Here is a 3,439-nt window from a genome sequence, read left to right on the forward strand (position 1 = left end):
TCCCCGGGACGCAGGTCCACGGCGTCCAGCAGCTCGCCGGTGAACGGTGCCACGATCGGGGCGCAGCAGGTGTCGTAGCCCTCGGGCCCCTCGGGTGCGCCGTTCAGCGGGCCGGATCCGTCTGTCATGGTCAGCTTCTAGCACCGGGCGCGCGTGCCGCCGGACCGCCGCGCCCGCCGGGGCCGCCGCTCGTCAGTGTTTTGCCTCCGGCAGGACGAACTCGCACCAGACCGCCTTGCCGCCGCCGGGGGTGCGGCGGCAGCCCCAGTGGGAGGCGATCGTCGCCACGATCGCGATGCCCCGGCCGGACTCGTCGCCGGGTTCGGCGCGGCGCCGTCTCGGCAGGTGGTCGTCGCCGTCGGTGACCTCGACGATGAGGCGGCGGTCGGTGCGGCGGAGCCGCAGCCGCATCGGCGGGGTGCCGTGCTGGAGGCTGTTGGCGACCAGTTCGCTGGTGGCGAGGACCCCGAGGTCGTGCAGTTCGGCGGGGAAGCGCCAGCTGGTGAGGACGCCGGAGGCGAAGGCACGCGCGCGGGGGGCCGCTTCGACGCCGCCGAGGAGTTCCAGGGCCGCGTTGCGGAAGAGGTCGCCGTCGGGCCCCGTGCGCGCGGGGTGCTGGAGGACGAGGACGGCCACGTCGTCGTCGTGGTCGGCGGTGACGCCGGCCGAGCGGACCAGGCGGTCGCAGACGACCTGCGGGGTGCCGGTCGCGCCGGCGAGGGCGCCCTCGAGCGCGGCGATGCCCTCGTCCAGGTCCGCGTCACGGCGTTCGACCAGGCCGTCGGTGTAGAGGACGGCGGTGGCGCCGGGGCCGAGGGCGATGGAGCCGGAGGCGTGGATCCAGCCGCCGGTGCCCAGGGGCGGCCCGGTGGGTTCGTCGGCGCGGGAGACCGTGCCGTTCTCGTCGCGGACGAGGATGGGCAGGTGGCCGGCGGACGCGTAGACCAGGCGTCCCTCGTTGGGGTCGTGGACGGCGTAGACGCAGGTGGCGATCTGGTTGGCGTCGATCTCGGCGGCGAGGCCGTCGAGGAGCTGGAGCACCTCGTGCGGGGGCAGGTCGAGGCGGGCGTAGGCGCGGACGGCGGTGCGCAGCTGGCCCATGACGGCGGCGGCGCGCACCCCGCGGCCCATGACGTCGCCGATGACGAGCGCGGTCCGGCCGCCGCCGAGGGTGATCACGTCGTACCAGTCGCCGCCGACCGCCGCCTCGGTGCCGCCGGGGTGGTAGGTGGCGGCGATGCGCAGGTCGTCGGGTTGTTCGAGTTCCTGCGGGAGCAGGGAGCGCTGAAGAGTGACGGCGGTCTCGCGCTGGCGGCGTTCGCTGGCGCGCAGGCGTTCGGCTGCCTCGGCGTGGTCGGTGACGTCGGTGGCGAAGACGAGTACGCCGGCGTCGCGGTCGCCGTCCTCGGCGACCGGGGTGCAGGTGAAGGTGTACGAGCGGCCGTCGACGGCCTTGCGGGACTTCAGGGTGCGGGGCTTGCCGCTGCGCAGCACCTGGTCGAGGAGCGGGAGCAGGCCGAGTTCGGCGAGTTCGGGCAGGGCTTCGCGGGCGGGGGCGCAGGTGGGGCGGGCGCCGAAGGCCGCCGTGTAGGCGTCGTTGACGTAGGAGATGCGGTGGTCGGGGCCGTGGACGAGGGCGACGAGGGCGGGGACGCGGTCCAGGACGTCCCGTGCGGGCAGTTCGTCGACGGCGGGCACCGGGGGTGTGCCGTCGGCGGACTGTTCGGCGCGGGCCGCGGGCACGGAGCCTTCTCCCCGCCGGTCCGGGGTGGCCGCCGTCTCGGTCCGCGCGGCGGCGCGGCGCTGCGTTCCGGGGAGCCGGGCGCTCCAGCGCGTGAAGTTCACTTGGGGAAAGCCTCGTGGGTGCTAGGGCGGGCGGGTGGCCCGTCCGACGTCGTAGGGCAGTCTGGCAGGGAGCGGGCCGCGGCGGGCGACAACCGTCAGACGCCGGCGCGGGCCGTGGAGTTCCTGGGTCCGGTCAGGACGACCCCTTCGGGTCGTCGGAGGGGCTGTGAGGAGGCTTTCCACCGGCCGCGAGTTCGAACTCCGCTCTCGGGTGTTCGAGTGAACCGAGCGAGACGATCTCCCGTTTGAAGAGCCCGGCGAGGGTCCATTCGGCGAGCACCCGGGCCTTGCGGTTGAAGGTGGGCACCCGGCTGAGGTGGTACGCGCGGTGCATGAACCAGGCGGGGTAGCCCTTCAGCCGGCGCCCGTAGACCTGGGCGACGCCCTTGTGCAGGCCCAGGGAGGCGACCGAGCCGACGTAGGCGTGCGCGTACGTCTCCAGGGGTTCGCCGCGCAGGGAGTGCACGATGTTGTCGCCGAGCAGCTTGGCCTGGCGGACCGCGTGCTGGGCGTTGGGGGCGGTCTCGGTGCCGGGTTCGGCGGCCGTGACGTCGGGTACGGCGGCCGCGTCGCCCGCGGCCCAGGCGTGCTCGGTGCCGTCGACGGTGAGCTGGGCGGTGCAGCGGAGCCGGCCGCGGTCGGTGCGCGGCAGATCGGTGGCGGCGATCAGCGGGTGCGGTTTGACGCCGGCCGTCCACACGACCGTACGGGTCGGGAAGCGCTGGCCGTCGCTGAGGACGGCGACGCGGCCGGCGCAGGACTCCAGGCGGGTGTCGAGCAGCACCTGGATGTTGCGGCGGCGCAGCTGGGTGACCGTGTAGCGGCCCAGCTCCGGGCCGACCTCGGGGAGGATGCGGTCGGTGGCCTCCACGAGGATCCACTTCATGTCCTCGGGGCGGAGGTTGTGGTAGTACCGCGCGGTGTAGCGGGCCATGTCCTCCAGTTCGCCGAGGGCCTCGACGCCCGCGTAGCCGCCGCCGACGAAGACGAAGGTGAGGGCGGCGTCCCGGATCGCGGGGTCGCGGGTGGAGGAGGCGATGTCCATCTGCTCGATGACGTGGTTGCGCAGCCCGATGGCCTCCTCGACGGTCTTGAACCCGATGCCGTACTCGGCGAGGCCGGGGATGGGCAGGGTGCGGGCGACCGAGCCGGGGGCGAGTACGAGTTCGTCGTAGTCGAGGAGTTCGGTGGTGCCCTCCTCGGCGGTGGCGAGCGTGGTGACGGCGGCGGTGCGGACGCCGTGGTCGACGGAGGTCACCTCGCCGATGACGACGTGGCAGTGGTCCAGGACGCGGCGCAGCGGTACGACGACGTGGCGCGGGGAGATCGAGCCGGCGGCGGCCTCGGGGAGGAACGGCTGGTACGTCATGTAGGGGTCCGGGGTGACGACCGTGATCTCCACGTCGCCCCGTCTGAGTTCGGCCTTCAGCTTCCGCTGGAGGCGCAGGGCCGTGTACATCCCGACGTAGCCGCCGCCGACAACCAGAATGCGCGCACGTTCCTTCACCATCCCATGACGCACCCGGCGCTGGTGTTTGTCCACAGCCCCGGCAATTTGTGTGACCGGCGGACGGGTGTGCGCGGGTCCGGCCGG

2 protein-coding genes are annotated in these 3,439 nt (G+C 73.8%); both read right to left on the reverse strand.

Going from position 1 to position 3,439, the window contains the following annotated elements; translation table 11 throughout:
• Positions 1-192 precede the first annotated feature (192 nt).
• The gene (locus IE312_RS32580; RefSeq protein ID WP_189985853.1) at positions 193-1,845 is read right to left on the reverse strand and encodes an ATP-binding SpoIIE family protein phosphatase; all 1,653 of its coding nucleotides are present in this window, start codon (positions 1,843-1,845) and stop codon (positions 193-195) included.
• A 133-nt stretch (positions 1,846-1,978) separates the two neighbouring features.
• Positions 1,979-3,355, reverse strand: a complete 1,377-nt coding sequence (locus IE312_RS32585) for an NAD(P)/FAD-dependent oxidoreductase (protein WP_189985854.1) — start codon at positions 3,353-3,355, stop codon at positions 1,979-1,981.
• Between the last annotated feature and the right edge of the window lie 84 nt (positions 3,356-3,439).

It is taken from the genome of Streptomyces capoamus (genome assembly GCF_014654935.1).
Classification (GTDB): domain Bacteria; phylum Actinomycetota; class Actinomycetes; order Streptomycetales; family Streptomycetaceae; genus Streptomyces; species Streptomyces capoamus.

What these genes read in the sequence shown, in the direction of transcription:
- IE312_RS32585 (WP_189985854.1), bottom strand. Translation starts at nt 3,355, where the DNA reads ATGGTGAAGGAACGTGCGCGCATTCTGGTTGTCGGCGGCGGCTACGTC.